The 22,973-nt window shown below is 70.5% G+C and carries 19 protein-coding genes and 2 pseudogenes; 8 read left to right on the forward strand and 13 right to left on the reverse strand.

The window, feature by feature from the left end; all coding sequences use genetic code 11:
• Nucleotides 1-14: 14 nt before the first annotated feature.
• The 3 genes and pseudogenes from ACIPXC_RS33755 to ACIPXC_RS33765 all read right to left on the reverse strand — a co-directional run bounded on the left by ACIPXC_RS33755 (nucleotide 15) and on the right by ACIPXC_RS33765 (nucleotide 2,890).
• A pseudogene (locus tag ACIPXC_RS33755) lies at nucleotides 15-475 on the reverse strand (RacP protein).
• A gap of 2 nt (nucleotides 476-477) precedes the next feature.
• Nucleotides 478-1,587, reverse strand: a complete 1,110-nt coding sequence (locus ACIPXC_RS33760) for a DUF6192 family protein (protein ID WP_401625972.1) — start codon at nucleotides 1,585-1,587, stop codon at nucleotides 478-480.
• 193 nt (nucleotides 1,588-1,780) lie between these two features.
• Complete coding sequence (locus ACIPXC_RS33765; protein ID WP_401625974.1) at nucleotides 1,781-2,890, reverse strand: alpha/beta hydrolase; 1,110 nt, start codon at nucleotides 2,888-2,890, stop codon at nucleotides 1,781-1,783.
• A gap of 150 nt (nucleotides 2,891-3,040) precedes the next feature.
• Between ACIPXC_RS33765 and ACIPXC_RS33770 the strand changes: the two genes are divergently transcribed.
• The 6 genes from ACIPXC_RS33770 to ACIPXC_RS33795 all read left to right on the forward strand — a co-directional run bounded on the left by ACIPXC_RS33770 (nucleotide 3,041) and on the right by ACIPXC_RS33795 (nucleotide 8,019).
• Entirely contained in the window at nucleotides 3,041-4,891 is a 1,851-nt protein-coding gene (locus ACIPXC_RS33770) for a phosphatidylglycerol lysyltransferase domain-containing protein (protein WP_401625977.1), read from the forward strand.
• Between the two features lie 223 nt (nucleotides 4,892-5,114).
• Entirely contained in the window at nucleotides 5,115-5,915 is an 801-nt protein-coding gene (gene folP, locus ACIPXC_RS33775; RefSeq protein WP_401626009.1) for a dihydropteroate synthase, read from the forward strand.
• A gap of 25 nt (nucleotides 5,916-5,940) precedes the next feature.
• A complete protein-coding gene (locus ACIPXC_RS33780) occupies nucleotides 5,941-6,384 on the forward strand; it encodes a nuclear transport factor 2 family protein (RefSeq protein ID WP_386456423.1) in 444 nt (147 codons plus the stop codon).
• A 132-nt stretch (nucleotides 6,385-6,516) separates the two neighbouring features.
• Nucleotides 6,517-6,876 (forward strand): dihydroneopterin aldolase, encoded by a 360-nt coding sequence (gene folB / locus ACIPXC_RS33785; protein WP_030010912.1) that lies wholly within the window; start codon nucleotides 6,517-6,519, stop codon nucleotides 6,874-6,876.
• A complete protein-coding gene (gene folK / locus ACIPXC_RS33790) occupies nucleotides 6,873-7,481 on the forward strand; it encodes a 2-amino-4-hydroxy-6-hydroxymethyldihydropteridine diphosphokinase (RefSeq protein WP_046777910.1) in 609 nt (202 codons plus the stop codon). The genes folB and folK overlap by 4 nt, the downstream gene beginning before the upstream one ends.
• Nucleotides 7,482-7,530: 49 nt before the next feature.
• Nucleotides 7,531-8,019, forward strand: a complete 489-nt coding sequence (locus tag ACIPXC_RS33795) for a DUF3180 domain-containing protein (RefSeq protein WP_401625982.1) — start codon at nucleotides 7,531-7,533, stop codon at nucleotides 8,017-8,019.
• 118 nt (nucleotides 8,020-8,137) lie between these two features.
• Here ACIPXC_RS33795 and folE read toward each other — a convergent pair whose 3' ends face one another.
• From folE to dacB, 6 genes are all read right to left on the reverse strand, one after another.
• Nucleotides 8,138-8,746, reverse strand: a complete 609-nt coding sequence (gene folE / locus ACIPXC_RS33800; protein WP_401625984.1) for a GTP cyclohydrolase I FolE — start codon at nucleotides 8,744-8,746, stop codon at nucleotides 8,138-8,140.
• Between the two features lie 106 nt (nucleotides 8,747-8,852).
• On the reverse strand, nucleotides 8,853-10,877 hold the full coding sequence (ftsH, locus tag ACIPXC_RS33805) for an ATP-dependent zinc metalloprotease FtsH (RefSeq protein WP_401625986.1): 2,025 nt from the start codon (nucleotides 10,875-10,877) through the stop codon (nucleotides 8,853-8,855).
• A 202-nt stretch (nucleotides 10,878-11,079) separates the two neighbouring features.
• Nucleotides 11,080-11,640, reverse strand: coding sequence for a hypoxanthine phosphoribosyltransferase (gene hpt, locus ACIPXC_RS33810; RefSeq protein WP_030010907.1), 561 nt, complete (start codon nucleotides 11,638-11,640; stop codon nucleotides 11,080-11,082).
• A 65-nt stretch (nucleotides 11,641-11,705) separates the two neighbouring features.
• Complete coding sequence (gene tilS, locus ACIPXC_RS33815) at nucleotides 11,706-12,770, reverse strand: tRNA lysidine(34) synthetase TilS (RefSeq protein WP_401625989.1); 1,065 nt, start codon at nucleotides 12,768-12,770, stop codon at nucleotides 11,706-11,708.
• Between the two features lie 309 nt (nucleotides 12,771-13,079).
• The gene (locus ACIPXC_RS33820; protein WP_401625992.1) at nucleotides 13,080-14,231 is read right to left on the reverse strand and encodes a zinc-dependent metalloprotease; all 1,152 of its coding nucleotides are present in this window, start codon (nucleotides 14,229-14,231) and stop codon (nucleotides 13,080-13,082) included.
• Between the two features lie 38 nt (nucleotides 14,232-14,269).
• Complete coding sequence (gene dacB / locus ACIPXC_RS33825) at nucleotides 14,270-15,712, reverse strand: D-alanyl-D-alanine carboxypeptidase/D-alanyl-D-alanine-endopeptidase (protein WP_401625995.1); 1,443 nt, start codon at nucleotides 15,710-15,712, stop codon at nucleotides 14,270-14,272.
• 162 nt (nucleotides 15,713-15,874) lie between these two features.
• On the opposite strand from dacB, the gene ACIPXC_RS33830 reads away from it, so the two are divergent.
• Together ACIPXC_RS33830 and ACIPXC_RS33835 are read left to right on the forward strand one after the other, a co-directional pair.
• Nucleotides 15,875-16,369, forward strand: a complete 495-nt coding sequence (locus ACIPXC_RS33830; RefSeq protein WP_008742522.1) for an inorganic diphosphatase — start codon at nucleotides 15,875-15,877, stop codon at nucleotides 16,367-16,369.
• A gap of 179 nt (nucleotides 16,370-16,548) precedes the next feature.
• A complete protein-coding gene (locus tag ACIPXC_RS33835; protein ID WP_401625998.1) occupies nucleotides 16,549-18,195 on the forward strand; it encodes a threonine/serine exporter ThrE family protein in 1,647 nt (548 codons plus the stop codon).
• A gap of 106 nt (nucleotides 18,196-18,301) precedes the next feature.
• Here the strand turns inward: ACIPXC_RS33835 and ACIPXC_RS33840 are convergent, their stop codons facing one another.
• From ACIPXC_RS33840 to mrdA, 4 genes and pseudogenes are all read right to left on the reverse strand, one after another.
• Nucleotides 18,302-19,012: a VTT domain-containing protein gene (locus ACIPXC_RS33840; protein ID WP_401626001.1), complete on the reverse strand. Its 711-nt coding sequence runs from the start codon at nucleotides 19,010-19,012 to the stop codon at nucleotides 18,302-18,304.
• A 120-nt stretch (nucleotides 19,013-19,132) separates the two neighbouring features.
• A complete protein-coding gene (locus ACIPXC_RS33845) occupies nucleotides 19,133-19,891 on the reverse strand; it encodes a MerR family transcriptional regulator (RefSeq protein ID WP_401626004.1) in 759 nt (252 codons plus the stop codon).
• A 156-nt stretch (nucleotides 19,892-20,047) separates the two neighbouring features.
• Nucleotides 20,048-20,560, reverse strand: coding sequence for a DinB family protein (locus ACIPXC_RS33850; RefSeq protein ID WP_401626006.1), 513 nt, complete (start codon nucleotides 20,558-20,560; stop codon nucleotides 20,048-20,050).
• A 108-nt stretch (nucleotides 20,561-20,668) separates the two neighbouring features.
• A pseudogene (mrdA, locus tag ACIPXC_RS33855) lies at nucleotides 20,669-22,744 on the reverse strand (penicillin-binding protein 2); the annotation flags it as partial.
• Between the last annotated feature and the right edge of the window lie 229 nt (nucleotides 22,745-22,973).

Genomic DNA, 22,973 nt, shown 5'->3' on the forward strand with positions numbered 1-22,973 from the left:
CCTCTGTCCTGACGTCAACGAACAACGGTGCTCCGCACCGTTCCGCTTTCCCGCCCCGGCTGAAGCCGGGGATACCCAGCGGAGGAACTGATGGAGTTGAGCTGGGCGACGATGTGCTTGACCCACTTGTCGACCAAGTGGGCGGCGGCGTGGGGTGCGACGGTGCCGGTGATGAACCGGCGGAACGCGGTGAGTTTCTCGTTGATCACGGATCGTTCGTAGGCTTCCAGGGCTGCCCGTTCGGCTCCGAGCTGGTAGCCGTCGACCCTGGTCCAGATAAGGGGCGGCCAGTTGTTCGCGGCGATGATGTCGCGCAGGCAGGCGAGGCCTGCCCGTACTGGCTGGGTGAGAGTTCGCTGGCCGCGACGATCTGGTGGAAGAGCAGGCCCGCTGGGCGGGCCTCGAAGAGGATGAAGCGGAGTGTGTCGGCGTGCCGCTCTGCGGCCTGGCTCCGGCGCCGTGACGCGCGGGGCATGACTACTGGCCGCTCAGGAGACGGGCGAGTTCGCCGTCGACGTCGACCTTGCCGGTGTCGACCGCGGTCTCGATCCAGTCGAGCGTGGCCCTCACGCGGGCCACGTTCTCATGGACGATCGCCTTTTCGTCCTCGCCGAGCTGGCGGTCCCGAAGGCCCGGAACCGTACGGCCGGCGGAGGCGACAAAGGAGTGGCAGGCCGTGACCAGGTCCATGAACTCCATGGTTCGCTCGATCTGGCGGGCCGTCGGCGCGACCGGACTCGTGCGCTCGAAGTGCTCGCGGGCCTGGCGGCCCCGCTCGACCTGGGCGTGATTGACCTCATGGCGAGCCCGGTCATCGGACATGGCCTTGAACGCAACATCCGGACGTCGCAGCAGGCCCGTGGTGACCTCGGTGGCCACCGACTCGTCGCGAGTCGGCTCCTCCACCGCCCGGACCTTGTCCTCCCGGCCGACCTGGGCAGTCACCGCCGGGCGCTTGAGGAGACCGGTGGTCACCGCCGCGGCGACGCCTTCGTCGCGGGTCAGTTCCTCCACGACCCGGACCTTGTCCTCAGCGCTGACCTGAGCGGCCACCGTCGCCCGACGCAGGAGCTCGGTCGTCACCGCCGCGGCCACTTCCTCGTCGCGGGCCAGGGCATGGATCGCGCTGACCTTCTCCTCCGGCGTGACCGGGATCTCCACCCGATTGCCGACCCGGCGTTTGGCGGCATCGGCCGTCCAGCGGGTCCTTCCCTCGGGTGGGGTGCAGATTGCGGCGAACCGCTCCTCCTCGTCCTCGATGTGCGCCAGCACTCGGTGGACCTTGAACGAAACGTCCGGCCGACGATGTTCCTTCGGCCACCGCGAGGCGGTGAACCGGGCCCCCTTAACCGCGCTGAAGGACAACCCGATGTCATCTGCCAGCCTGGTCAGCGAGTCCCGGACCACCGGCACCCTCTCGCCCGCGGACCGTCCGCCGACCCCACGCAACGGCTCGATCTCCAAGGCGCGGTCCCCGATGACGAACGACCCTCGCGACTGCTGCTCGACCACTTCACGCAGCTCAGCGACGATCTGTTCGCATCGCTGTTGGCTGACGCTTCCGACCTCGATGTGACTTTCGGGCATTGGCTTTCACCACCCCGAGCGGACCGGGCACAGCCCTCAAGACCGCGACGGAACGCGATCCGCTGCCCTCACAGCGTCAGACCGGAAAACCTTAGGCCGTCCTGCCACCCAAATCAGCGGATCGGAAGCGGGCACTGAGAAAGGGGCCCGACCCCGGTCGGACCCCCGCTCACGCTGTCGTGCCGCACGGCCGTCAGGCCTGGATGCGGCCGCTCATCCACATCAGCATCGGCGGGATCTCACGGCGCCACGTGTTGAAGTTGTGGCCACCGCTGTCGAGGATGATGGACGAGACCCGGTCCGGGCCCTGCACCTTCTTGATGAACTTCCTGGTGTCCGCGAGGTTCGGCTCGCCCTTCTCACTGCTGGTGACCAGGAAGGACGTACCGGCCGGCTTCTTGTTCTCCATGACGTGCAGGATGTCCGCGCGCTTCTTCAGCTTCGCGTCCCCGTGGAACAGGTCACCGGTCGTCGGGTCGTCCGGGGCGTCGTAGTACGCGGACAGACCCGCGGCGGCACCGAAGGTCTGCGGGTAGTGCGCGGCGATCTTCAGGGCGCAGTAACCGCCGGTGGAGTTGCCGATGAAGCCCATGTTCTCGGGCTTCTTGCCCACCCGGAAGGTGTCCTGGACGGCCTGCGGGAGGTCCACCCCGAAGAAGGTCTCGGTCTGCGGACCGTCGGGGACGTCGACGCACTCGGTATCACGCGGCGGCGCCACCGTCGGGCGCAGCATGACCAGGATCATCGGCTTCATCTTGCCCGCCTTGGACAGGCTGAAGGCCTTCATCGGGTAGTCGAGCCCTTTGATCAGGTTCTCGGCGGTGCCCGGGTAGCCCGTCAGGACGATGGACGCCGGGAAGTTCTCGTCCTTGTACTGCGGCTGGAAGTACTCCGGCGGGAGCCACACATAGCCCGGGCTCGTTATCTTCGACTTCTGCCCAGATATGGCGACCTTCAGGATCTGACCGCCCACCTGGGGCTTGGCCCCGCCGGGCACGTCCAGCTTCTGCTTGTCGACGACCTTGATGTCCTTGCTGCTCATCGAGTGGTCGACGACCTTGCCCATCGACGTCTCCTGGCCGAACAGGTCGGCCCAGGAACCGTAGAACAGGAAGGACTTGTTGGCCGCGAGACCCACGGCCGAGAACAGCGCCAGCTGGGTCGCCAACAGGAGCCCGATCCGGCCGGCGAAGGCACGCCAGGTGCGGCCGGAGAGCTTCGGCCAGAACCAGATGGTGGCCGCGAACAGCAGCACACCGGCGAGGACGGCCAGCGCCAGGACCGTATTACTGGTGAGACCCATGAGCAGTCAGTCGACTTTCTGATGGCAGGACTGGAAATTTCCGGCAGAGGAGTGAACCCGTTCCCCGCCGATGTCGTCCTAAGGGACGCACCACACCGGAGGCTGTCGCGGCCTTCGGCCACATGATCTCTCGCGGAGCAACGGGAAGCGATGTCTAGCAGGATAGATGGCGATAAGTCGGGACAGGTTCCGAGCCGGGTCCGCCGAATCCTCAGAGGCCCACAGCCCGAGTCGGTGCCCGGCCTGGTGGGTACGGCCGTCACGATCGTCGGCCTTCTGGACATCGCGGCGGGTGTCTTCCCGCGCTTCCGGCACAGCCGGATCCACGCGGTCACCGAGGTGCTCCCCGGTTCCCTCGGCCCGTTCGCGGCCGCCCTGTCCATCAGCGTGGGCGTCCTGCTCCTGCTGCTGGCCCACGGCCTCAAGCGGCACAAGCGGCGCGCCTGGCGGGCCGCCGTCGTCCTGCTGCCCGCAGGCGCGGCAGCGCAGTTCATCTACCGCAACTCGGTCATCGGCGTGGTCATCGCGGCGCTGCTCCTCGCGCTGCTCCTGCGGCACCAGGGTGAGTTCAAGGCGCTGCCCGACCCGCGCAGCCGCTGGAAGGCGCTCGCGAACTTCGTCCTCATGAGCGCCGGTTCCATCGGGCTCGGACTGGTCATCGTCAACGTCCACCCGGGCAAGGTCGTCGGCAACCCCGGCCTGTCCGAGCAGCTCTCCCACGTCATCCAGGGCCTCTTCGGCTACGAGGGCCCCGTCGACTACGCCGGCCGGGTGTCCTGGACCGTCGGCTACTCCCTCGGCGCGCTCGGCATGCTGACCGCGCTGACCACCATCTACCTGGCCTTCCGCCCCGAGCACCCGGCCGCCCGGCTCACCGCCGACGACGAGGCCCAGCTGCGCGGGCTCCTCGCCAAGCACGGCGGCCGCGACTCCCTCGGCCACTTCGCGCTCCGCCGCGACAAGGCCGTCGTCTTCTCCCCCAGCGGCAAGGCCGCCGTCACCTACCGCGTCGTCTCCGGCGTGATGCTCGCCTCCGGCGACCCGATCGGCGACGTCGAGGCGTGGCCCGGCGCGATCGAGCGGTTCATGGAGGAGGCCAAGGCCCACTCCTGGACCCCGGCCGTCATGGGCTGCAGCGAGACCGGTGGCGAGGTCTGGACCCGCGAGACCGGCCTGGACGCCCTGGAGCTGGGTGACGAGGCGATTGTCGATGTCAAAGACTTCTCCCTTTCGGGCCGCGCCATGCGCAATGTCCGCCAGATGGTGAAGCGCATCGAGCGCAACGGCTACACCACCAAGGTCCGCCGGGTCAGCGAGCTGACCGAGGAGGAGCTGGAGCAGGTCCGCGGCGCCGCCGAGGCCTGGCGCGGCACCGACACCGAGCGCGGCTTCTCGATGGCGCTCGGCCGCGTCGGCGACCCGGGCGACGGCGACTGCTTCATCGCCACCGCGCACCGCGTCGAAGAGGACGACACCAGCCCCTTCGGCGACCTGAAGGCCATCCAGCACTTCGTGCCGTGGGGCAAGGACGGCATGTCGCTGGAGCTGATGCGCCGTGACCGCGGCGCCGACCCCGGCATGAACGAGCTGCTGATCGTGGCCTCCCTGGAGGCCGCCCCCGCCCTGGGCGTCGAGCGGGTCTCGCTGAACTTCGCGATGTTCCGCTCGGCCCTGGCCCGCGGCGAGAAGATCGGCGCCGGCCCCGTCCTGCGGATGTGGCGCAGCCTGCTGGTCTTCCTCTCCCGCTGGTTCCAGATCGAGTCGCTGTACAAGTTCAACGCGAAGTTCCGCCCCCGCTGGGAGCCGCGCTTCGTGGTCTTCCGCGCCACCCGCGACCTGCCCCGCATCGGCTTCGCCGCCATGCAGGCCGAGGGCTTCGTGACGCTGGCCCTGCCCCGGCTCTTCGCCGGCCGCCGCCGTCCCAAGCCGGTCCGCACCTGCACCCACAACCTGATGGCGTCCGTCCCCCAGCAGGCCGAGCGCGAGGTCCAGCCCGCGTAACCCCCCGCCGCACCCGCGACACCCCCCGAAGGCCCGGTCAGCCCCCGACCGGGCCTTCGGCCTCCCCGGCCAGGACCCCGCCGCCCCCGCGGGCACAGGGCGGCGACGGGCACAGGGGCTGTCATCTCCAGGTCAGCCCTACCCTGGAGCCATGAACACGAAGCGCGGAGCCACCGGCAGGGGCCGGGTCGCAGGTCTGCCGGAATGGGACCGCTGCGCGGTCATGGGCGTCGTCAACGTGACCCCCGACTCCTTCTCCGACGGCGGCCGCTGGTTCGACACCACCGCCGCCGTCAAGCGCGGCCTCGACCTCGTCGCCCAGGGCGCCGACCTCGTCGACGTCGGCGGCGAGTCCACCCGCCCCGGCGCCTCCCGCGTCGACGAGGAGGAGGAGCTGCGACGCGTCGTCCCCGTGGTGCGCGGCCTGGCCTCCGAGGGCGTCACCGTCTCCGTCGACACCATGCGCGCGGCCGTCGCCGCCCGGGCCGTCGAGGCCGGAGCCACACTGGTCAACGACGTCAGCGGCGGCCTCGCCGACCCCGGCATGATCCCGGCCGTCGCCGCGGCCGAGGTGCCCTTCGTGGTGATGCACTGGCGCGGCTTCAGCGCCGACATGAACAGCCTCGCCGTCTACGACGACGTGATCGCCGAGGTCACCGCCGAGCTCCGGGCCCGGATCGACGCGGTCGTCACCGGCGGCATCGCCCCCGAGCGGCTCCTCGTCGACCCGGGCCTGGGCTTCGCCAAGAACGCCGAGCACGACCTGGCCCTGCTCGCGCACCTGGCCGACCTGCGCGCCCTCGGCTTCCCGCTGCTGGTCGCCGCCTCGCGCAAGCGCTTCCTCGGCCGGGTCCTGGCCGGCGGGAGCGACGCCACCCCGCCCCCCGCCCGCGAACGCGACGCCGCCACGGCCGCCGTCTCCGCGATCGCCGCCCACCAGGGCGCCTGGGCCGTACGGGTCCACGAGGTACGGGCGACCGCCGACGCGGTTCGGGTGGCCCGCGCCGTGGAAGGGGCACTCTGACCCCCGTCGACCGACAAGGAGAACAGTGAGCAGAACCGACATCGAAGCGGTCGAAGAGGTCAACACGGCCTTCTACGAGGCAATGGAGCGGGGGGACTTCGACGCTCTGTCGGCGCTCTGGCTGGAGGACGAGATCTCCTGCGTGCACCCCGGCTGGCCGGTCCTCTCGGGCCGCGGCGAGGTGCTGCGCTCGTACGCGCTGATCATGTCCCACACCGAGTACATCCAGTTCTTCCTGACCGACACCAAGGTGGCCGTCATAGGCGACACGGCCCTGGTGACGTGCACCGAGAACATCCTCAGCGGCGGCCCCGCCGAGGACGGCGGAGAGCTCGGCCCGCTCGTCGGCCAGCTGGTCGTCGCCACGAATGTGTTCCGACGCACATCCGAGGGCTGGCGCCTGTGGTCCCACCACGGTTCTCCCGTCCTCACGGAGTCCGACGAGGACGACGAGGACCCCGCCTCGTGACCCCTCCGGCGGGGACCGGACTGTTTCGCAGGTAAATTCGAAGTCGGACGACGCCGACCGCACTCGGCGCAGGCCCATGGCCCCGGGGCAGCCCCGAGGCCGGAAGCACCTACGAAAGCAGGAGTGATTCGCGTGGATCGTGTCGCGCTGCGCGGCCTCAAGGCTCGCGGGCACCACGGCGTCTTCCCCCGGGAACGCGAGGAGGGCCAGACCTTCATCGTCGACCTCGTGCTGCACCTCGACACCCGCCCCGCGGCGGCCGGAGACGACCTGGCGAAAACCGTGCACTACGGGGTGGTCGCCGAGGAAGTCGTCGACGTGGTCCAGGGCGAGCCCGTCGACCTGATCGAGACCCTGGCCGAACGGATCGCCCAGCAGTGCCTCAAGCACGAAGCGGTGGCGCAGGTGGAGGTCGTCGTGCACAAGCCGGACGCGCCCATCACCGTCCCCTTCGACGACGTGACCATCACGATCACCCGGAGCCGCGCATGAACAACGGACTGAACGCTCAGAGCGACCCCACCGTCCAGCCGGTACCCGCCGCCGTCGTCGAGACGGTCGACGCGGCGGACGTGACCCTGTCCAACCCGAAATGGGCCGTCATCGCGCTCGGCGCGAACCTCGGCAACCGCCTGGAGACCCTCCAGGGCGCCATCGACGCCCTCGGCGACACCCCCGGCCTGCGGGTCAAGGCCGTCTCCCCCGTCTACGAGACCGAGCCGTGGGGCGTCGAGCCCGGCTCGCAGCCCTCGTACCTCAACGCGGTCATCGCGGTGAAGACCACCCTGCCGCCGTCCTCGCTGCTGGAGCGCGGACACGCCATCGAGGAGGCCTTCGACCGCGTCCGGGAGGAGCGCTGGGGCCCGCGCACGATCGACGTCGACATCGTCGCGTACGCCGACCGCGTCTCGGACGACCCGGTCCTCACCCTCCCGCACCCGCGCGCCCACCAGCGGGCCTTCGTCCTGGCCCCCTGGCACGACATCGACCCGGAAGCCCGGATCCCGGGCCACGGCCCGGTCGCCGGCCTGCTGGCCGGAATCGGCCTGAGCGGTGTCACGCCGCGCCCCGACCTGGAACTCCGCCTCCCCGAGTAGTCGTTAGTAGCCTGTTCACGGCTACTCGCTGAAAGTGGGGAACGGGCAAGTGAAGCAACTGAGGCCGGGGATCCTGGCGGGCATCTTCGTGGTCGCCGGGGTCCTGTCCTGGGCCGGTGCCCGGCTGTGGAACGCCTACGGCACCCTGCCGGGCGTTCCGCTGGCCGCGCCGATCGTCCTGGGGGTGATCGCCGTGGTGCTGCTGGCCACGGCGCTGTCCCTGCGGGCCCGGCTCAAGGCCCAGCGCGAGCGCCGCCCGGGTGCGAAGGGCGTGGAGCCGCTGATGGCGGCCCGCGCAGTGGTCTTCGGGCAGGCCAGCGCCCTGGTGGCCGCACTGGTGGCGGGTATGTACGGCGGTGTGGGCGTCTTCCTGCTGACCGACTCGCTGGACGTCCCGGCCCGCCGCGACCAGGCCTGGTACGCCGCCTTCTCGGTCCTCGCGGGCTTCGCGGTCATCGCGGCCGCCCTCTTCCTGGAGCGCGTCCTGAAGCTCCCCGAGGACGAGGACCCCGGCCCGCAGTCCCCGGCCCGGGCCTAGGGATCAGGCCTCCCACCACGTTGACCGTCTGCCTGCTCGGCACACCCCAGGACATCGGTCCCCTGCCGTGAACCGAAGTCACGGAGGGGGACCCTGACGGGCAGCACCGACCATGCGGCTAGCGCGCCATGATGAGGCTCATCGCCTCGGCCCGGGTGGCCGTGGAACGGAGCTGCCCGCGAACCGCGGACGTCGTGGTCTTGGCGCCCGGCTTGCGGATGCCGCGGACCGACATGCACATGTGCTCCGCCTCGACCACCACGATGGCGCCGCGCGCGTCGAGGATCTCCATCAGGGAGTCCGCTATCTGCGTCGTAAGGCGTTCCTGCACCTGCGGCCGGCGGGCGTAGACCTCCACGAGACGGGCCAGCTTCGACAGGCCCGTGATCTTGCCGTTCTCCGCCGGGATGTAGCCGACGTGGGCGACTCCGTGGAAAGGCAGCAGATGATGCTCGCACAGACTGACGATTTCGATGTCCTTCACCAGGACCATCTCGTCATGCCCCAGGTCGAACACCGTCGTCAGAACGTCCTCGGGCTTCTGCCACAAACCGGCCAGAATCTCCCGGTAGGCACGCGCCACGCGCGCCGGGGTCTCCAGGAGGCCCTCGCGGTCCGGGTCCTCGCCGACCGCGATCAGGAGTTCGCGGACCGCTGCCTCCGCGCGCTTCTCGTCGAACTCACCGATCCTGCCCTCGTCACCGGTCAGGGTCACTGGGTCGGTCATCTCATCCTCGTTCCTGTCCGCACACGCGGTCGTACAAATGTGCCGCGCCCCCCAGGCTAGAACCTGGGGGGCGCGGCTTCCATTCCGGGTGGGTCGAGCCCGACGGCTACTCGGCGCGGTCCTCCGGAGCCACCTCGATGCCCTTCTCCGTGGAGACGGGCGCGACGGCGGACGTGCCGTTCGCCGCGTTCGTCAGCTGCAGCTCCTTGGGGGAGAGCACCGGCGGCCGGGTGGAGGGGGTGCGGCGGGAGGAGCCGGTCCACGCGGGGCGGGCCGGGCGCTTGACGATGGTCGAGAAGATCTCGGCGATCTCCTCCTTGCCCAGCGTCTCCTTCTCCAGCAGTGCGAGGACCAGGTTGTCGAGGACGTCGCGGTTCTCGACGAGGATCTCCCAGGCCTCGTTGTGCGCGGTCTCGATGAGCTTCTTGACCTCTTCGTCGACCAACGCCGCGACCTCTTCCGAGTAGTCCCGCGGGTGCGACATCTCGCGGCCCAGGAACGGCTCGGTGTTGTCGCCGCCGAACTTGATCGCGCCGAGACGCTCGGTCATGCCGTACTGCGTGACCATGGCCCGCGCCGTGGCGGTGGCCTTCTCGATGTCGTTCGCCGCGCCCGTGGTCGGGTCGTGGAAGACCAGCTCCTCGGCCGCGCGCCCGCCCAGCATGTACGCCAGCTGGTCGAGCATCTCGTTGCGCGTGGTCGAGTACTTGTCCTCGTCGGGCAGGACCATGGTGTAGCCCAGGGCCCGGCCGCGGGACAGGATCGTGATCTTGTGGACCGGGTCGGAGTTCGGCGAGGCCGCCGCGACCAGGGCGTGACCGCCCTCGTGGTACGCGGTGATCTTCTTCTCGCGGTCCGACATGATCCGGGTCCGCTTCTGCGGGCCCGCCACGACGCGGTCGATCGCCTCGTCCAGGACGTGGTTGTCGATCAGCTTCTTGTCCGAGCGGGCCGTGAGGAGCGCGGCCTCGTTGAGGACGTTGGAGAGATCGGCACCGGTGAAGCCCGGGGTACGGCGGGCGACGGCGCCCAGGTCGACGTCAGGGGCGACCGGCTTGCCCTTCTGGTGGACCTTGAGGATCTCCAGACGGCCCTGCATGTCGGGGCGGTCGACCGCGATCTGCCGGTCGAAGCGGCCCGGACGCAGCAGCGCCGGGTCGAGGATGTCGGGGCGGTTCGTGGCGGCGATCAGGATGACGCCGCCCTTCACGTCGAAGCCGTCCATCTCGACGAGCAGCTGGTTCAGGGTCTGCTCGCGCTCGTCGTGGCCGCCGCCGAGGCCCGCACCGCGGTGCCGGCCGACGGCGTCGATCTCGTCGACGAAGACGATCGCCGGGGCGTTGGCCTTGGCCTGCTCGAACAGGTCACGGACACGCGAGGCACCGACACCGACGAACATCTCGACGAAGTCGGAACCGGAGATCGAGTAGAAGGGGACACCGGCCTCGCCCGCGACGGCGCGCGCGAGCAGGGTCTTTCCGGTGCCGGGCGGGCCGTAGAGCAGCACGCCCTTGGGGATCTTCGCGCCGACGGCCTGGAACTTCGCCGGCTCCTGGAGGAACTCCTTGATCTCGTGGAGTTCCTCGACGGCCTCGTCCGAGCCCGCGACGTCGGCGAACGTCGTCTTCGGGGTGTCCTTGGTGATGAGCTTGGCCTTGGACTTCCCGAAGTTCATGACCCGGGAGCCGCCGCCCTGCATCTGGTTCATCAGGAACAGGAAGACGAGGACGATGAGGACGAAGGGCAGGAGCGAGAGCAGCACGCTGAGGAACGGGCTGGTCTTGTCCGGGGTGACGGAGTAGCCGTCCGGGATCTGACCGGCGTCGTACTTGGTCTGGAGGCTCTGGGCGAGCTGGACGCCCTGATCCCCGATGTAGTTGGCCTGGAACTTGGTGCCGTCGTGCTTGCCGAGCTTCTCGCCCTGTTTGAGCTCAATCTTGATCATCTGGCTGTCGCCGGTGGTCAGCTTGGCTGTCTCCACCTGGCCAGTGTTGATCGCCTTGATGACCTCGCTGGTGTCCACCGACTTGTAGCCGCCGCCGGAGCCGACGACATTCATCAACACGACCACGGCGAGGACGGCCAGCACGATCCACATGACCGGCCCACGGAAGTATCGCTTCACGTCCATCCATACGGGGTGCCGGGCACCCCGTCCCTCCTGCCCGTAGGTAAATGCTGCTGTGTGAGTAAAGACTGTTCTTCGGAATGTACCCCTGAATTGTCACCCGCGGCCCGTGGGACGGCTGACAGACCCGCCTTCCCCTGCTCCAACGGCGGGAATCGCCCCCAGGTTCCCCGGCGGCGCCGGGGATTCCCGGGGGCGCGGCGGGTCAGCCGCCGTAGACGTGCGGGGCGAGCGTGCCGACGAACGGCAGGTTGCGGTACTTCTCGGCGTAGTCGAGGCCGTAGCCCACCACGAACTCGTTGGGGATGTCGAAGCCGACCCACTTCACGTCGATCGCGACCTTCGCGGCCTCGGGCTTGCGCAGCAGCGTGACGACCTCCAGGGAGGCCGGCTGGCGGGAGCCCAGGTTCGACAGCAGCCAGGACAGCGTCAGACCGGAGTCGATGATGTCCTCGACGATCAGGACGTGCTTGTCCTTGATGTCGGTGTCCAGGTCCTTGAGGATCCGCACCACACCGGAGGACTGGGTCCCGGCGCCGTACGAGGACACCGCCATCCAGTCCATGGTGAGCGGGGTGGACAAGGCGCGCGCCAGGTCCGCCATCACCATGACGGCGCCCTTGAGGACACCGACGATGAGCAGGTCCTTGCCCGCGTACTCCGCGTCGATCTTCGCGGCCAGCTCGGCCAGCTTCGCGTCGATCTCTTCCTTGGTGATGAGCACCGACTGGAGGTCGTTGCCCATGTCCTTCTCGTCCACCCGCATCACTTTCGTTGTCGGCCGGGGCTCCGGGGTGTCCCCCGGAGGACTCAGCCGTGTTTCAGCACCAATCAGCCCTGCCGGATGACAAGTCTGCCACCCTGCCGCTGGGCCTCCACCCGGCCGGGCAGGTTGATGGCGCCCTGACCGCGCCATCCGGTGATGAGGCGGTCGACTTCCTCGATGTGACGGGCGAAGAGGGAGCCCGCGGGCGAGCCCGCCGCGACGACGGCCCTGCGCAGCACGCGGCGGCGGACGGCCGGGGGCAGGGCGTACAGCTTGGCGCACTCCAGGCGGCCGTCCTCGTCGCGTACGCCGCCCTCCGCCTCGGCGGCCCAGGCGTCCAGGGCGTCGGCGTCGTCGCGGGAGAGCTGGGCGGTGCGGGCGAGGGCCTCCACGACCCCCTTGCCGAGCGCCTTCTCCAGGGCGGGCAGTCCCTCGTGGCGCAGGCGGGAGCGGGTGTAGGCGGGGTCCATGTTGTGCGGGTCGTCCCAGACGGCCAGGGACTGGACCATGCACGCCTTGCGGGCGGTCTGCCGGTCGACCTGGAGGAAGGGGCGGCGGTAGCGGTGGCTGCGGCGGCCCGCGCCGCCGGAGACCTCCGGCATGCCGGAGAGCGAGCGGATACCGGATCCGCGGGCCAGCCCGAGCAGGACGGTTTCCGCTTGATCGTCCCGGGTGTGGCCGAGCAGTACGGCGACGGCTCCGAGGCGGTCGGCGGCGTCGTCCAGGGCGCCGTAGCGGGCGTCGCGGGCGGCGGCCTCGGGGCCTCCGTCACGGCCGACGCGCACGGCGACGGACTCCACCGGGTCGAGGCCGAGGGCGGTCATGCGGGCGACGACCTCGGCGGCGCGCAGGTCGGAGCCGGCCTGCAGTCCGTGGTCGACGGTGATGCCGCCGGCCCGGATGCCGAGTTTGGGGGCCTCGAAGGCGAGCGCCGAGGCGAGTGCCATGGAGTCGGCGCCGCCGGAACAGGCGACGAGCACGAGTGGCGGGGTGCCCGCGCCGGTGAGACGGTCGGCACGGGGGATGCCTCCGGACGGGGTCCGGGGGTGGTCGGTGAGCTCGGTGAGGACGTCGTGGAGTACGCGGCGGACCGCCAGGCGTATCGCCGCGACCGCAGGATGGGGACCCATGTCCGGTGCCCTTCGATGGAGTTCGGATGCCTCGGAGGCTTCGGGGTGGTGTGCTGGGGGGTGCTTGCCCGGCTGCCCCCGCGGAACGGGAGGATGTCACTCAGAGTGCGTCGATGGTGACAGAACCGAGCCGTTCCCTGAGCATCGCACGCCCTTATACGGCTCACGGTCCCTCGGACGGGTGATGCTGCTTCCCCCAGTGAGACATGTTTAGGCCTCTCCGTCACATGTGGCGCGGGTGAACGCGAGGGAAGCCGCGGGCCGCGCCGTGCCGGCCCGCCGCCGCCCGGCGGGCCGGTGCTCCCGGCGTCACCCCTCCCGGCGCTCTCCGCCCCCTTCGCTCCCCTTGCCGTGGACGCGGGCGACCCAGTCGGCGGGACGGTCGATCTCCGCCTTGGTGGGCAGCGTGTTCGGGGAGGTCCAGACCCGGTTGAAGCCGTCCATGCCGACCTGGCCGACGACGGCCCGTACGAAGCGCTCGCCGTCGCGGTACTGGCGCAGCTTGGCGTCGAGGCCGAGCAGCTTGCGCAGGGCGGCGTCGAGGCGGCCCGCTCCGCTGGCGCGGCGCTGCTGGAACTTCTCGCGGATCTCGGCGACGGAGGGCACCACCTGGGGGCCGACGCCGTCCATGACGAAGTCGGCGTGTCCCTCCAGCAGGGACATGACGGCCGTGAGGCGGCCGAGGATCTCGCGCTGCTCGGGGGTCTGCACGAGCTCGACGAGGGAGCGGCCGTCGTCGCCGCGCTCGGCGTCCGGGCGGGCCCCGGCGAAGGACTGGGCGGCCTCCCGGATGCGTTCCAGGACCGTCATGGGGTCCACGTCGGTGGCGCCGAGGAACGTCTGGATTTCGCCTTCGAGATGGGCGCGCAGCCACGGGACGGCCGTGAACTGGGTACGGTGCGTCTCCTCGTGCAGGCAGACCCACAGCCGGAAGTCGTGCGGAGCCACCTCCAGCTCGCGCTCGACGTGCACGATGTTCGGGGCGACGAGCAGCAGCCGGCCGCCCGCCGCGGAGGACGGCAGGTCGCGGGAGGCGGGCGCGAAGGTCTCGTACTGGCCCAGCACCCTGGAGGCCAGGAAGCTGAGCAGCATGCCCAGCTCGACGCCGGTGACCTTGCCGCCGAAGGCTCCGAGGACGGCTCCGCCGGGGGCGTTCGCCCGGCGGTCCTGCATCTTGCCCAGGAGCGGCATCAGCAGCTCCCGGAATCCGGCGACGTTGGCCTTGACCCACCCGGCCCGGTCGACGACCAGGACGGGGGTGTCGGGGACGGTGGCCCCCTCGGGGATCATCCGGGTGAACTCGCGCACGTGCCGTTCCGATGTCCTGGCGTGCCCGCGCAGTTCGGCGACGACGGCCCGCGCCTCGTCCCGGGTGACCTCCGGGCCGGGCCGTACCAGCCGGGTCGCGGTCGCCACCGCGAGGTTCCAGTCGACCATCTCCGCACCACTGATGCTCGTCATGCGTCAACCGTACGTGGGCGAGCCGTCCGGCGGACCCCCTACGGAGCGCCCGCGACGGCCGCGGCCAGCTTGTCGAGGCCTTTCTCGGCGCCCTCCGGGCCGGGGCTGTTCGCGGTCAGGAAGGCGAAGGCGAGGAGCCTTCCGGTGGCGTCGACGACGGTGCCGGACAGGGAGTTCACCCCGGTGAGGGTGCCGGTCTTGGCGCGGACCAGGCCGGCGGCCGGGGAGCTGCCGGCGTTGCGGGCGCGCAGGGTCCCGGTGAACCCGGCGACGGGCAGCCCGGTGAGGACGGGCCGCAGCTCGGGGTGGCCGGGGTCGGCGGCCTTGGCGAGCAGGGCGGTCAGCAGGCCGGCGCTGACCTTGTCCGCGCGGCTCAGGCCGCTGCCGTCGGCGAAGCGGAAGCCGGCCGTGTCGATGCCGAGTCCGGCGATCCTGGCGGTGACCGCCTTCTCGGCCCCTTCGAAGCTGGCGGGCTGCCCGGAGGCGAGGGCGGTCTGGCGGGCGAGGGCCTCGGCGATGTCGTTGTCGCTGTTGGTCAGCATCCGTTCGACGAGCCCGGCCACGGGGGTGGACAGGGTGACCGCGAGCGGCTGGGCTCCGGCGGCGGCCTTGGCCCGCACCGGTTCCCCGGTGACCTCGACGCCGCGTTCCGCCAGCAGGGTGCGGAAGGCGCGGGCGGCGGCCCGGGCCGGGTCGTCGGCGCGGTCCACGGGTCCGGAGACGGACTCGTCGGGGCGGCCCTCGTCGGCGGCCAGGGCGGTCACGGGGGCGATGTTGGGGTTGACGCCGATCGGGTGCCGTACGGGGCCGCTGTAGAGGCTGTCGTCGTAGGCGAGGGTCACGGTGTCGGTGCCGGCGGCCTTGAGCGCCTGGGCGGCGTCGGCGGCCAGGGCGACGAGGCTGCCGCCCGATCCGGCCGGGCTCTTCTTCTTCGCGGTGAGGGAGGGGTCGCCACCGCCGACCAGGACGACCTGCCCGGGGGTGGCGCCGGGCACGACGGTGGTCCTGATCCGGTGCTCGGGTCCGAGCGCGGCCAGCACGGCCGCCGCGGTGACGATCTTGACGGTGGAGGCGGGGGTCATCGCGTCGCGCGCCCCGGACTCGTACAGGACCTGCCCGGTGGCGGTGTCCACGACGGAGGCGGTCCGGACGGTGCCGAGCGCCGGATCGGCCAGCAGCGGCCGCAGCCTGGCGGCCAGCGCGTCGGCGGGCGCGGCGGCGGCCGCCTGCCCCCGCGGGACGCCGGGACCGACGGCGCCCAGCACTCCCGGGGCGCTGGGCGCGGCCTGCGGAAGGGGTCCGGCGGCGGAGCCGCCATCGTGATCTGCGCCACCCGTACGGCCCCAGGAGGCGGCCTTGTCCCGCTCGGCCTTACGCTGGCCGGAGTCCCATGGACCGGCGGCGGTCACCGCTGCCACCGACAGGGCGAGGCCGGCGACGGCCGCACCCGCGGTGAGCTGCCAGGTCTTGACCAATGGCACCTCGGACCAGCCCCTTTCGCGATCACACATATGCGTGAGGGACACTTAACCACTGCGTCTTGCCGCGAGCATGGCACCCCACCCGACAGGGCGGGCCGGACGCGCACGCACTTGAACCAATGCCGTCTCGAAGCACTGAAGCTGATCATGGAGGAGCAGGACGTGGAGTTCGACGTCACCATCGAGATCCCCAAGGGTTCGCGGAACAAGTACGAGGTGGACCACGAGACCGGCCGGATCCGTCTGGACCGTCGCCTCTTCACCTCGACCAGCTACCCGGCCGACTACGGCTTCGTCGAGAACACCCTCGGCGAGGACGGCGACCCGCTGGACGCGCTGGTCATCCTGGACGAGCCGACCTTCCCGGGCTGCCTCATCAAGTGCCGCGCCATCGGCATGTTCCGCATGACGGACGAGGCGGGCGGCGACGACAAGCTGCTGTGCGTGCCGGCCTCCGACCCGCGTGTCGAGCACCTGCGCGACATCCACCACGTGTCCGAGTTCGACCGCCTGGAGATCCAGCACTTCTTCGAGGTCTACAAGGACCTGGAGCCGGGCAAGTCCGTCGAGGGCGCGAACTGGGTCGGCCGCACCGAGGCCGAGGCCGAGATCGAGGCCTCGTACAAGCGCCTGGAGGCGCAGGGCGGCCACCACTGAGCTCGCGCTCGGCGGTGAACGGGCCGGGGCACTCCCCCGCGCCCCCGTGACATGGCGGGCGGCATCCCCTCGGGGGATGCCGCCCGCCGTCGTGTTCCCGGGCCGGGGAACCAGGTTTCGACGGGGAGGAAACGGTTCCGCATACTGATGGTCCGGGCTGATCACGAACGGGAGGACGCGTGGCGGAGGCCGACGGGACGGAGGACAGGAAGCCCCAGTCCGACGAGGCGCACAGCGCCTTCACGCCGCCTCCCGGCATCGAGCCGGAGGTGTCCGCCGACGACCAGCCCACCTCGGAATTCGTCCGCCCGGCGAACACCGGGCCGGTTCCGCCCGAGCCCGAGGGCTCGGCCTTCGCCGCGCCGGCCACCTACAGCGCCGCGCAGTCCCCGCCCGCCTACACCCCCGGCCAGGGCTTCCCCGTCGCCCAGATGAAGGAGTCCCCCTGGCAGGACCGCATGCGCACGATGCTGCGCATGCCGGTCGACGTGCGTCCCGTACCGGACCTGGTGCAGCGGCCGAGCGAGACGGGGCCCGCCGTGGGCCGTGTGCTCGACCTGACGCTGCGCATCGGGGAGCTCCTGCTGTCGGGCGGCGAGGGCTCGGAGGACGTGGAGGCCGCGATGTTCGCCGTGGCCCGCTCCTACGGGCTGGACCGCTGCGAGCCGACCGTCACCTTCACCATGCTGTCGATCACGCACCAGCCGTCGCTGGTCGACCACCCGGTCTCGGCCAGCCGGACCGTACGCCGCCGGGGCACCGACTACACGCGCCTGGCGGCCGTGTTCCGGCTGGTGGCCGACATCAGCTCGCCGGAGACCGACATCTCGCTGGAGGAGGCCTACCGGCGCCTCGCCGAGATCCGGCGCAACCGCCACCCGTACCCCACGTGGGTGCTCACGGCGGCCGCCGGGCTGCTCGCCGGGGCCGCCTCGGTCCTGGTCGGCGGCAGGGTGCTGGTCTTCTGCGCGGCCGCCCTCGGCGCGGTCCTCGGGGACCGGCTCGCCTGGCTGTGCGCCGGGCGCGGGCTGCCCGAGTTCTACCAGTTCGTGGTCGCCGCGATGCCGCCGGCGGCCTTCGGGGTGGCGCTCAAGCTCGCGGAGATCGAGAACATCAAGGCCTCCGCCGTGATCACCGGCGGGCTGTTCGCGCTGCTGCCGGGGCGGGCCCTGGTCGCGGCCGTGCAGGACGGCCTGACCGGCTTCTACATCACCGCCGCCGCCCGGCTCCTGGAGGTCATGTACCTCTTCATCGGCATCATCATGGGCGTACTGGTCGTGCTCTACCTCGGGCTGCAGCTGGGGGCCTCGCCCAAGCCCGAGGAGGTCCTGCAGATCACCGAGCGGCCGCTGATCCAGATCGCGGCGTCGATGGTGCTCGTCTTCACCTTCGCGATCCTGCTCCAGCAGGAACGCTCCACGGTGTGGATCGTGACCCTCAACGGCGGGGTGGCGTGGGTGACCTTCGGGGCCCTGCACTACGCGGGCGGGATCCCGCCCGTGCCGTCCACGTGCGTGGCCGCCGGGCTGGTCGGTCTCTTCGGGCAGCTCTTCTCCCGCTACCGCTTCACGTCCGCCCTGCCGTTCGTCACGGCCGCCATCGGGCCGCTGCTGCCGGGCTCGGCGACGTACTACGGGCTGCTGCTGATCGCCGAGGACCGGCTGAACGAGGGGCTGGGCTCCCTGGTGAACGCCGCGGCCATCGCCCTGGCCATCGCGATCGGGGTCAACCTGGGCTCGGAGACCTCCCGGCTGTTCATGCGCATCCCCGGGGCGGCGAGCGCCGCCAAGGGCCGCGCCGCGGCCAAGCGGACCCGCGGCTACTGAGCGGGCCGCCGGCCTCCGCCCGGTTCCCGGTACGCGGAACAGGCCGCACCCCGGCCCCGGTGGGGCGGGCGTGCGGCCCGTTCGACGTGTCGTCCCGCGTGGGGCCTCAGCGCTTGGCGTGGCGTCCGCGCTGGCCCGGGGACTGCGGGCCGGTGCCGTCGGCGGCCACGACCGCCTCCGACGCCTGGCCGGCGTTCGCCTTGGCCTCCTTGCGGGCCTTCAGCACCTCGAAGACGACCGGGATGACGGAGATGAGGACGATGCCGACGAGGATCGGCTCGATGTTCGTCTTGATGAACTCGATCTGTCCGAGCCAGTAGCCCGCGATGGTGACGCCCGCGCCCCATCCGATGCCGCCGATGATGTTGTAGGTCAGGAAGGTGCGGTACTTCATCGCGCCGGCGCCCGCGACCATCGGGGCGAAGGTACGGATGATCGGCACGAAGCGGGCGAGCACGATGGCCTTGGGGCCGTGCTTGTCCATGAACTCGTGCGCCTTGTCCAGGTTCTCCCGCTTGAAGAGCTTGGAGTTCGGCCGGTTGAAGAGCTTCGGGCCGAAGTACTTGCCGATCATGTAGCCGACCTGGTCGCCGATGATGGCGGCGGCGACGATCAGGGTGCAGACCAGCCACAGCGGCTGCTTGATGTACTGCCCGTCCGCGACCAGCAGGCCCGCGGTGAAGAGCAGGGAGTCGCCGGGGAGGAAGGCGAAGAGACCCGACTCGGCGAAGACGATGACCAGGATGCCGATCAGGCCGAAGTGCGAGATCAGGTAGTCCGGGGACAGCCACTCAGGGCCGAGCGCAAGCGTATACACGGGTTCCGGGCTCTCCTGGATCGAGGGGAAGAACAGCGATGGGGGCGGTTTCAATTATCAACGCACACGACCCCCGCCCGGTTCCAGGTACCGGCGGGGGTCGAGTGCGTGATATTCCGCTTACACCCCGCGTACACCGTTCGCGAGGATCGCGTCCCTCAGGTGCGCCGCGAAGCCCGGCTTCATGGCGTCGTAGAACGCCGTGAACCGCTCGTCCGCCACGTACATCTCACCGAGGCACGTGTGCATCTCGTACGGGCAGTCGTAGAACCACCGGTGGATGTGCAGGCGGTGCTCCTCGGCCAGGTCCATGGCCCGCTCTCCGTCGGCGGGTTCGCCCGCCTCCATGGCCGCCGCGTACCGGCGGCCCCACTCGGCGGACTCGTCCTGCATCCGCTGCCAGTCGTCCTTGGTGTACGAGGCCGCGCGGCGCTGCGACTCGGCGTACGCCTCGGTGTCGCCCCAGCGCTCCTCGGCCTCCTGGGAGTAACGCTCCGGGTCCTGCTCCCCGAAGACCTCGAACCTCTCCTCGGGCGTGAGGTTGATGCCCATCTTCTTCGCCTCCATGGCGTGCTCAACGGCCTTGGCCATCTGCTGGAGCCGGGCGATCCGGTCGGTCAGCAGGGCATGCTGCCGGCGCAGATGCTCCTGGGGATCCGAATCCGGGTCGTCCAGCAGGACCGCGACCTCGTCGAGGGGGAAGCCGAGCTCCCGGTAGAACAGGATCCGCTGCAGCCGGTCCAGGTCGGCGTCGTCGTACCGCCGGTGTCCCGCGTGGCTGCGGCCGCCCGGGGAGAGCAGCCCGATCTCGTCGTAGTGGTGCAGGGTGCGCACCGTGACCCCGGCGAAACCGGCCACCTGGCCCACTGAGAAACCCATTCCTTCCCTCCTCTGCTCGGGTACGCCCCCCACTGTGGTTCCTCACGCCGCGTGAGGTGCAAGTCCGCTCCGGCGGCAGCCCGTGCCCGCGGACGGCGCCGAGGGCAGTGAGCCGGATCGCCGACAGGGGCCGGGCTGTGCCCCCGCCGACACGCCCTACCCCATCGCCTTGGTGCCGTCGATGGATTCGCGGACGATGTCCGCGTGGCCCGCGTGCCGGGCGAACTCCTCCACCAGGTGCAGCAGCATCCAGCGGATGGAGACCTCGGCGTCCTTGGGGAACCACGGCGCCGGCGGCAGCGGGAAGGTCTCGTCCAGGCTCTCGACGGCGGCGACGAAGGCCTCCGTCTCCTGCCGGACGCCGTCCCAGAAGGCCAGCACGGACGGGATGGACTCGCCCTCGACGAGGCGGAAGCTCTCGCTGTGGCTCGCCTCGTCGCGCAGCCGCTCGTTCGGCCGCTGCTGGGCCAGCCGCAGCCAGTTCAGCTCGACCTCCGCCACGTGCTTGAGCAGCCCGGACAGGGAGAGCTCGCTGGCGCTCGGCCGGCTCCCGGCCCGTTCCTCGTCGAGCCCGGCGAGGGATTCACGGACCGCCGTGCGCTGGGCCTCGACGAAGGCGAGGAGCGTGCCGCGCTCGTCGCCGGGGACCTCGGTGGAAAGCTGAGCCATGACCCGACCGCCTCTGCGTGGTGTCGCCGGGGGCCTCTCCCCCGACACACCACACGCTACGCATGATCCAGGTCAGCTTCCGTCCTAGATCGGGAATCAGTTCGGGGAGATCTCCCCGTCCGGCCGGATCGCGGGCAGCGCCGTGGCGGGCGTGGGCAGCAGGGCCTTGGTGAGGTCCTGCTTGCCCGTCGGGTCGAGCCCGTACATCGCCTCGTAGATCTTGCGGACGGCCGGGCCCGAGGCCCCGGAGCCGGTGCCGCCCTGGGAGATCGTCATGACGATCGCGTAGTCCTCGGTGTACGAGGCGAACCACGAGGTGGTCTGCTTGCCCTGGACCTCGGCCGTGCCGGTCTTGGCGTGCATCGGGATCTGCTTCTGCGGCCAGCCGCCGAAGCGCCAGGCGGCGCTGCCGTCGGTGGCCACGCCGGCGAGGGCCGCGTCGATGTTGTCACGGGTCTTCTTGTCCATCGGGAGCTTCCCCCGCTCCTTGGGGGCGATCTCCCGCACCGACGTCCCGTCGGCGCTGACGACCGCCTTGCCGACGCTCGGCTGGTGGAGGGTGCCGCCGTTGGCGATGGCCGCGTAGACGGACGCCATCTGGAGCGGGGTGACGAGCGTGTCGCCCTGCCCGATCGAGTAGTTGATCGCGTCACCCTCGCGCAGCTGGTTGCCCTGGCGGCAGTTCTCGTAGGCGATCTTCTCGGCGAAGCTGCCGTTCTTCTTGCCGTCCCGGCACCAGGCGTCCTTGTTGGCGTCGAAGAAGTCCTGCTTCCACTTGCGGTCGGGGATCCGGCCGGGCACCTCGTTGGGCAGGTCGATGCCGGTGCGCTTGCCCAGACCGAACTCGTGGGCCGTCTTGAAGAACCAGTCCTTCGGGTCCTTCTTCGGTTTGATGCCCCCGTCCTTCTTCCACTCCTGGTCCGCGATCAGGTAGTAGACGGTGTCGCAGGAGACCTCCAGGGCCCGGCCGATGGTGATGTCGCCGTAACCCTGCGACTCGAAGTTCGTGAAGGTCTGACTGCCCACCGAGTACGAGCTGGGGCAGGGGTAGCGGTTGTTGAAGGGGTAGCCGGCGTTGACCGCGGCGGTCGAGGTGACCACCTTGAAGATGGAGCCGGGCGCCGCCTGCCCCTGGATCGCCCGGTTCAGCAGCGGGTAGTTGGAGGCCTTGTCGGTGAGGGAGGCGTAGTCCTTCGCGGAGATGCCGCCCACCCAGGCGTTGGGGTCGTAGGTCGGGTTCGAGGCCATCGCGACGATCCGGCCCGTTCGGGTCTCCATCACCACGACCGCGCCCGAGTCGGCCTCGTAGTTGCGGTTGGTGTTCCTGTCCCTGACCTTGCGCGCGTCGATCATGGCGTTGTTCAGCTCGCGCTCGGCCACCGCCTGCACGCGCGAGTCAATCGAGGTCACGATGTTCGAGCCGGGCTGCGCCGGGTCGGTCCGCCCCTGCCCGATGACGCGGCCGAGGTTGTCCACCTCGTAGCGGGTGATGCCGGCCTTGCCGCGCAGCTCCTTGTCGTAGGTGCGCTCCAGGCCGGAGCGGCCCACCTGGTCGGAGCGCAGGTAGGGGGAGTCGGTCTTCTTCGCCTTGGCGATCTCCTCGTCGGTGACCGGGGAGAGGTAGCCCAGCACCTGGGAGGTGTTGGCCTGGTCCGGGGCGGCGTACCGGCGCAGCGCGGTCGCCTCGGCCGTGATGCCGGGGAAGTCCTCGGGGTGCTCGCGGATCTGCAGCGCCTGCTCGGTGGTCGCCTCGTCGCTGACCGGGATCGGCTGGTAGGGGGAGCCGTTCCAGCAGGGCTGCTTGGTCTTGGAGTCGCAGAGGCGGACCCTGTCGATGACCTCCTGGGGGTCCATGCCCAGGACCCCGGCGAGCCGGGTCAGGACGGACCTGCCCTTGTCCTTCATGGTCAGCAGCTCGGTACGGCTGGCGGAGACCACGAGGTGGGTCGCGTTGTCGGCGAGCGGGACCCCGCGCGAGTCGAGGATCGAGCCGCGCACGGCCGGCTGGACCACCTGCTGGACGTGGTTGTTCTTCGCCTCGTCCGTGTAGTCCTGGCCGTTGCGGATCTGGAGGTACCAGAGCCGTCCGCCCAGCGTGAGCAGGAGGGAGAAGACCACGACCTGGATGATGACGAGCCGGTTCTGGACCCGAGGGGTCCGGCCGGTCTCCGGTATGTTGCTCAACTCGATCTCCCCCGGGCGGCTGCCTACGCCCGGCCGAGTCTAGTGACCCGGACGTGCCCGGTGGATCAGGGCCGGGCGTCCCCGGGCCCTGTCGGCGAAATCCCGCCTGGCCCGGCACCGCTTTGACGAGGGGTCTAGAAGGCTGATGAAGATCTTGTTGGGGGGCTGTCCGGCCGTAGGCCGGGCGGCCCTTTGGTCTATGTGGTGGTGGGGGTGAGGGTCCAGGTGG

This window comes from Streptomyces sp. NPDC090021, from assembly GCF_044748225.1.
In the GTDB taxonomy this organism is placed as follows: Bacteria; Actinomycetota; Actinomycetes; order Streptomycetales; family Streptomycetaceae; genus Streptomyces.

Coding starts and splice junctions, on each gene's coding strand:
- ACIPXC_RS33765 (WP_401625974.1), bottom strand. CDS start 2,890: ATGGGTCTCACCAGTAATACGGTCCTGGCGCTGGCCGTCCTCGCCGGT.
- ACIPXC_RS33850 (WP_401626006.1), bottom strand. CDS start 20,560: ATGGCTCAGCTTTCCACCGAGGTCCCCGGCGACGAGCGCGGCACGCTC.
- ACIPXC_RS33760 (WP_401625972.1), bottom strand. CDS start 1,587: ATGCCCGAAAGTCACATCGAGGTCGGAAGCGTCAGCCAACAGCGATGC.
- tilS (WP_401625989.1), bottom strand. CDS start 12,770: ATGGGTCCCCATCCTGCGGTCGCGGCGATACGCCTGGCGGTCCGCCGC.
- ftsH (WP_401625986.1), bottom strand. CDS start 10,877: ATGGACGTGAAGCGATACTTCCGTGGGCCGGTCATGTGGATCGTGCTG.
- folP (WP_401626009.1), top strand. CDS start 5,115: ATGGGCGTCGTCAACGTGACCCCCGACTCCTTCTCCGACGGCGGCCGC.
- ACIPXC_RS33845 (WP_401626004.1), bottom strand. CDS start 19,891: ATGGGTTTCTCAGTGGGCCAGGTGGCCGGTTTCGCCGGGGTCACGGTG.
- ACIPXC_RS33770 (WP_401625977.1), top strand. CDS start 3,041: ATGTCTAGCAGGATAGATGGCGATAAGTCGGGACAGGTTCCGAGCCGG.
- folE (WP_401625984.1), bottom strand. CDS start 8,746: ATGACCGACCCAGTGACCCTGACCGGTGACGAGGGCAGGATCGGTGAG.
- hpt (WP_030010907.1), bottom strand. CDS start 11,640: ATGCGGGTGGACGAGAAGGACATGGGCAACGACCTCCAGTCGGTGCTC.
- folK (WP_046777910.1), top strand. CDS start 6,873: ATGAACAACGGACTGAACGCTCAGAGCGACCCCACCGTCCAGCCGGTA.
- ACIPXC_RS33820 (WP_401625992.1), bottom strand. CDS start 14,231: ATGACGAGCATCAGTGGTGCGGAGATGGTCGACTGGAACCTCGCGGTG.